The sequence below is a fragment of the Planococcus sp. CAU13 genome, assembly GCF_000775575.1.
Taxonomy (GTDB): Bacteria; Bacillota; Bacilli; order Bacillales_A; family Planococcaceae; genus Planococcus.
In genome coordinates this window covers 1-5538 of record NZ_JRGN01000156.1, presented here as the reverse complement: position 1 = coordinate 5538, position 5538 = coordinate 1, and the positions used below count along the sequence as shown (strand labels likewise).

Sequence of the window (5538 nt, the reverse complement as noted above, 5' to 3'; positions counted from 1 at the left end):
GATCATAGAATCGTTTGAGTGATCATAGAATGAAAAAACTGCTCATAGAACCCCCGCGAGTAATCATAGAACCCGCAAAACTGCTCATAGAATCTCGCCGCACGCAAAAACACCCCGCCTGTTCCGCTTCCAATTGCGTGTTGGCTCGAATTTCCAGTAGAATGTAACCAAGAAGGAGCGTGGACGGAATATGGATATGAAAATTTTTGTGGTGGAAGACGATCAGGCAATTTTCGACTCGCTGAAAGAAGGGCTGCAGAAATGGGGGCTTCAAGTGGTGGGGCCGGCAAATTTTCAGGACGTATTAGCCGGTTTTATTGAAGAAAAGCCGCATTTGGTTATTATGGATATTCAGCTGCCGGTGTACGACGGATTCCATTGGTGCCGCGAAATTCGCGCGCATTCCAAAGTGCCGATCATTTTCCTGTCGTCGCGCGACCACCCGATGGATATGGTGATGGCAATGCAGATGGGGGCGGATGATTATGTGCAGAAGCCGTTCCATGCAGATGTGCTGCTGGCAAAAATTCAGGCGACGCTCCGCCGGGTCTATTCATACGGGGAAGAAGTCTCTGATGTGAAGGAATGGAACGGCGCCATCATTGATTTGAAGCGGGGCATTATAAAGCGGGACGAAAAAGAAGTGGAATTGACGAAAAATGAGTTTTTCATCCTGAGTGTGCTGGTGGAAGCGCGGGATGAAATCGTTTCCCGTGATGAATTGATCCGCAAACTGTGGGACGACGAACGCTTCGTCAACGACAATACGCTGACGGTGAACGTCACGCGGCTGCGGCAGAAACTTGCTGAACTGGGACTTGGCGACGCCATACTTACGAAAAAAGGGCTCGGATATGTCGCGCTCAGTTTATAGGAAGGGGCGATTCGATGATTATGGGCTTTTTGCGTGACAGGCGGAGCTGGATCCTGTTTGTCCTGCTGTTTATGGCCGCAGCCGATTTGCTGCTCCTGCTGGATCCGGGGATTGAAGTGGAATTGTCTTCTCTCTTATATGTAAATGCGCTGCTGCTGATTTCATTCACATTATTTTGTTTCTGGCGCTACTATAAAGAAACCGCATACCTGCGCGAATTGGCACAGCTTGCAGAATCGACCCAAACCGATTGGATCGAAGCGCTGCCGGAGACCCGGTTCAAACGGGATGAAACGATTAACGAGCTGTTGACGGAAGTGGCTTCCACATACTCGCAGCAACTCCACACGATCCGGCAAAACAGCATCGTGCAGGGCGATTACACGGCAGCGTGGGTCCACGAGGCCAAAGCGCCGCTCACTGCAATGAAGCTGATTATCGACTCGAACCGGGATCATCCGGCGATGCGGAAGATCGAAGCGGAATGGCTGCGCGTCCATTTGCTGATCGATCAGCAATTATACATATCCCGGCTGCCGACGCTGGAGCAGGATTATACGCTTGAAGAGGCCGAGCTGAAAGAATTGGTGTTGGCTGAAGTGAGGGAATTGAGGTCCTGGTGCCTTGAAAAGAACCTCGCAGTGGAAACGGATGGTCTGCATGCTCAGGTCGTCACAGATAAAAAATGGAGCCGTTTCATTTTCCGGCAGATTCTTTCAAATGCTGTGAAGTACAGTCAGGAAGGGGGCGTCATTACGATTGCTGCCCGCCAGGAACACTCGGGGCATCTGATCCTTTCCGTTAAAGATGAAGGGCCGGGGATTGCGCCGCATGACCTCCCGCGGATTTTCGATAAGGGCTTTACGGGTTCCACGGGGCGCATCCATAACGCGGCGACTGGTCTCGGACTTTATTTAGCCAAAATGGTAGCCGACAGAATCGGCGTCACCTTGCATGCAACTTCATCTCCGTCGCAAGGCACGTTGCTGGAAATGGCGTTTCCGCTGGAAAACGAATTCGATCATATCCGAAAGTGACGACATTGTCACATTGGCCTCCCTGTTTGTCATGTAAATCAAACGACCCGGATTTTTTCACGCGGTACGATGGGGATAACAGAAAACAGGGAGGAATAAAAATGATTACGAAAATAAAAAACGCAGTCAAAAGCAAAAAAGAAACAGATACACAAACAGTTCTGCAGGCGTTTAATGTACGCAAATCGTTCGGTTCGAGAGCCAATGTGCAGCAGGTGCTGAAAGGCATCGACCTGCGCGTTGAAAAAGGGGAGTTCGTCGGCATCATGGGAGCCTCAGGAGCAGGAAAAACTACACTGCTCAACGTACTGGCCACCATTGACCGTGCGACAGAAGGTTCGATTCTCATCAGCGGAGCGGATATTTCAAAGATGAAAGATGCGCAGCTTTCCGCATTCCGCCGCGACAAGCTCGGTTTTATTTTCCAGGATTATAATCTGCTCGATACATTGACAGTAAAGGAAAATATTTTGCTGCCCGTGTCACTCGGCAAGATGAAAAAGAAAGTGGCGGAAGCGGAATTCCGTTCGATCGCCGATATTCTCGGTATCACGGAACTTGCCGACAAATACCCGTACGAAATTTCAGGCGGGCAGAAGCAGCGGACTTCCGCAGCCCGTGCGCTGATCAACCAGCCGTCGATGGTTTTTGCAGATGAGCCGACAGGAGCGCTCGATTCCAAAGCGGCATCTTCTTTGCTCGGTACGCTGGCTGATGTCAATGAAAAACGGGGAGTGACCATCATGATGGTCACGCATGATCCGCTCGCTTCAAGTTACTGCAGCCGAGTCGTTTTCCTGAAAGACGGCAATATCTATTCGGAGCTGTATAAAGGAGACAAAACGAGACAGGCCTTTTTCCAGGAGATACTGAAAGTGCAGGCCGTGCTCGGGGGTGACAGCATTGACGCTCTTTGATCTTGTGCTCCGCAGCATGCGGAAAAACATCAAGCATTATTATTTATACTTCTTTGCGTTGATTTTGAGCGTTGTGCTGTATTTCGTTTTTGCTACCCTTCAGCATGATTCGGCAATTATCGAACAAAGTGGCAACAGACTAGGAAGTGCCTTCCTGGCGGCGGGTATCCTGCTGCTGGTCATCGCAGGCATTTTCATTGTCTATGCGAATGCGATTTTCCTGAAACGCAGAAGCCGGGAAATCGGGCTTTACCAATTGATTGGGTTGAAGAAAAGTATAGTCGCCAGGTTATTGATTGTTGAGAACACACTTCTCGGAATCGGCGCATTAGTCATCGGGATTGCTGCAGGTTTGCTGCTGTCCAGAGTTTTCCTTTTGCTTTTATTGAAGCTGATCGATTTTGACACAACGATTACAGTCTCATTTTCGGCAGCTGCTATTTTGCAGACAATCGCTGTTTTTATCGTCATCTTCGCTTTGACGACTGTGCAAATGATCGTAACGGTTTACCGCAATACGTTGCTGTCGCTGTTCAACTCGGACAAAACAGCGGAACATCCCAAAAAGCCGAAAACCTGGGTTGCCGCTTTTCTGGCAGTCCTTGGCGTGTTCCTGATCGGCTTTGGCTACTGGCTGTCCAGCGTCATGTTTGACAATAATTTCTTTATAAATATTTTAGGAGTAATGGTTTCCACCATCCTGGGAACTTATCTGATCTTCCGGGTGACGCTCAGCTGGGCATTGTATCAGATCCGCAAACGAAGCGGGGGGCATCTTGGTCTGAAAAACAGCCTGTCACTGGCTCCATTGATGCATCGTCTAAAAGGGAATGCCAATTCGCTGACTATCATTACGGTCCTGTCGGCGATGACATTATCAATGATTGCCGGTGCCTACTCTTATTATTATTCAACAGAGCGTGAAACGCAGTTACAGATGCCTTTCGACTTCATATTTGAAGAGAAGGGGGCATATGCTGCTGAAATCATCTCGGAAATGGATGAAAAAGGAATCGCCTATCAGCACGGTGTGGTGGAAATTCTTTCTATGACCGGACGTCTGGAAGAAGGGGCCCTTGCTATTCCAAGCAATGAACTACTCGTAGCCATCATAAGCGATGAACAACTTCAGCAGGCAGGAATTGATGTGGAAGCGCCAAGTCCAGGAACGGCCAGCCTTCATTCTACAGCAGGGTTATCGATGTTCCTCGAGGAAAAATTGCTGCCCGTCAATATGCTGCTCCAGGATGAAGTACAGACAAGCATCGAAATCAGGGAATTCGCAGAAGGCAATGTCATCAACTGGGAAACTTTCTATACCCAGGTGGTGGTGGATAATGCGTATTATGAAGAGTTGAAGGAAGTGCTTGTCGGCAACGGCTACGCAGAAATTAAGCAAATTGATGGATTCCACATTCTTGAGGAAAGCGACATGGAAGCTGCATCCGCTCTTTACCAGCAGCCCAAATACATCGAAAGCAGTCTGCACAGGGATTATTACTCAATGTTTAAAAGCTCGGTCGAATCAAACGGTTTGATGATCTTCATCGCCGGATTCCTCGGATTGGTGTTCCTGATTTCCACGGGCAGTATCCTGTATTTCAAGCAAATGACGGAAGCGGAACAGGAGAAACAGAGCTATTCCACGCTGCGCCAGCTCGGATTTTCAGTGAATGACATCATGAAAGGCATCATCCGCAAACAGGCATTTGTCTTCGGCTTGCCTCTCGCGATCAGCTTGCTCCATTCGATCTTTGCGCTGAAAGCACTGTCTTCATTCTTCCTGTCGAGCATCCTGGTGCCGGCAGTTATCACAATGGTGCTGTTCGCGGTAATCTATCTCTTGTTCGCCCTATTGACGGTGGGCTATTACCGCAAAACAGTGAAAATGGCGTTACGCTAATAAAACCAAACAGCTGTAACCAATAAAATGCACGGTGAAACCTGCGTCCAGTGATGGAGCGGATTCGCCGTGCATTTTTTAGGTGAAAAAGAATTTTTATATAAGTCATGATAAATCGTCATCAAAATTCAGTGAGTTATACGTTCTTTTTTAGGATATAAATAAAATCCGGCTGAAAGGAGAACAAGGGTAAACACAGCAATTAAAATACGGGCCGACAACCCCGGCATCAATGTATTCAAGTCGAATAAAATATGTATGAGCAAAACAATTGCTGATAGAATCATACTGATAATGGCCAGACGTCGCATATGGGATCTCCTCCTTACTGGAAGCTTCCAACTTATTTAATGAACCTGCATAGAAATGGAATTAACGAAATGTATCGGACTGAAAAAAGCTTATCCATTAGTTAGTTATAAATAATCATAGCTGTGAAATTTATGCTTAATCCTGATGACAACGGCGCAGTTGAATATTTAATATCAGAAATCCCGAAGCCTTCTTTTATTAAATTCTCGATTGCAGTATTCACTTCATTTTCAAACTTTTCAATCTTGGTTGCCTGGACCACTTTAACTTTCAAATTTTCACCTCCTTCATTTTTTTCGCTCGAGTCATAGAACGTTCCTGCTCTCATCTTAAAAAAATCCTTTAGATTTTGTATATTACTTATTATACGGAAGAGCAGGATTTTGGTTTCTTTTTTCGCTTTCTGGGAACTGTTGGAGAATGTGGAAGTGTGTTGTTCGTTGGGTAGGGATGAGGGGATGATTTCAGGTGTAAAACAGCTGAGTGATCATAGAA

The 5538-nt window shown here is 47.1% G+C and carries 6 protein-coding genes; 4 read left to right on the top strand and 2 right to left on the bottom strand.

From position 1 onward, the window contains the following. Positions 1-190 precede the first annotated feature (190 nt). The 4 genes from KW93_RS06700 (at position 191) to KW93_RS06685 (ending at position 4731) form a co-directional block, all read left to right on the top strand. Complete coding sequence (locus KW93_RS06700; RefSeq protein ID WP_327078714.1) at positions 191-874, top strand: response regulator transcription factor; 684 nt, start codon at positions 191-193, stop codon at positions 872-874. A 14-nt stretch (positions 875-888) separates the two neighbouring features. After that, entirely contained in the window at positions 889-1911 is a 1023-nt protein-coding gene (locus KW93_RS06695; protein ID WP_033542217.1) for a sensor histidine kinase, read from the top strand. 101 nt (positions 1912-2012) lie between these two features. Beyond that, positions 2013-2828, top strand: coding sequence for an ABC transporter ATP-binding protein (locus KW93_RS06690; RefSeq protein ID WP_052131490.1), 816 nt, complete (start codon positions 2013-2015; stop codon positions 2826-2828). After that, on the top strand, positions 2806-4731 hold the full coding sequence (locus KW93_RS06685; RefSeq protein ID WP_235318374.1) for an ABC transporter permease: 1926 nt from the start codon (positions 2806-2808) through the stop codon (positions 4729-4731). Before KW93_RS06690 ends, KW93_RS06685 begins: the two co-directional genes overlap by 23 nt. Positions 4732-4859: 128 nt before the next feature. Here KW93_RS06685 and KW93_RS06680 read toward each other — a convergent pair whose 3' ends face one another. Beyond that, positions 4860-5042 (bottom strand): hypothetical protein, encoded by a 183-nt coding sequence (locus KW93_RS06680; RefSeq protein WP_033542215.1) that lies wholly within the window; start codon positions 5040-5042, stop codon positions 4860-4862. A 101-nt stretch (positions 5043-5143) separates the two neighbouring features. After that, a complete protein-coding gene (locus KW93_RS17435) occupies positions 5144-5317 on the bottom strand; it encodes a hypothetical protein (RefSeq protein ID WP_161787030.1) in 174 nt (57 codons plus the stop codon). Between the last annotated feature and the right edge of the window lie 221 nt (positions 5318-5538).